Origin of the sequence: Burkholderia sp. BCC1644 (assembly GCF_902833225.1) — a bacterium.
Taxonomy (GTDB): domain Bacteria; phylum Pseudomonadota; class Gammaproteobacteria; order Burkholderiales; family Burkholderiaceae; genus Burkholderia.
Map to the genome: position 1 here is coordinate 1 of NZ_CADFEI010000074.1, position 453 is coordinate 453.

The following is a 453-nucleotide window of genomic DNA, read 5'->3' on the forward strand; positions in this document are numbered from 1 at the left end:
GCGGGCTTTCTCATTTTTTGGCGGAGCGGACGGGACTCGCCTACATCCCGCAGGCCGCGGATGCGCGTGCACGCGCATCCCTTCGAGTCCCGCCGGAAGCCGCGCAGGCGGCTTCCTCCGCTCCGCAGTCACGCGCCCGCCAGCGGGCGCGATCGACAACACAAATGAAAAAGCCCGCACAAGGCGGGCTTTTTCATTTTTTGGCGGAGCGGACGGGACTCGAACCCGCGACCCCCGGCGTGACAGGCCGGTATTCTAACCAACTGAACTACCGCTCCAGCTTTCTGCACCACCACCTGCAGGACATCGTCTCGGTCCTGCCTGCGTTGCGACACTTCTACGAAACGCCGCTGAATCTGGCGTCCCCTAGGGGATTCGAACCCCTGTACTCACCGTGAAAGGGTGATGTCCTAGGCCTCTAGACGAAGGGGACATGATCTTTTCAGACCTGTC

The 453-nt window shown here is 62.0% G+C and carries 2 tRNA genes; both read right to left on the reverse strand.

The annotated features are described in order from the left end of the window. Positions 1-201: 201 nt before the first annotated feature. A tRNA-Asp gene (locus HWX87_RS37770) sits at positions 202-278 on the reverse strand. A gap of 79 nt (positions 279-357) precedes the next feature. Next, positions 358-433: transfer RNA gene (locus HWX87_RS37775), tRNA-Glu, on the reverse strand. Between the last annotated feature and the right edge of the window lie 20 nt (positions 434-453).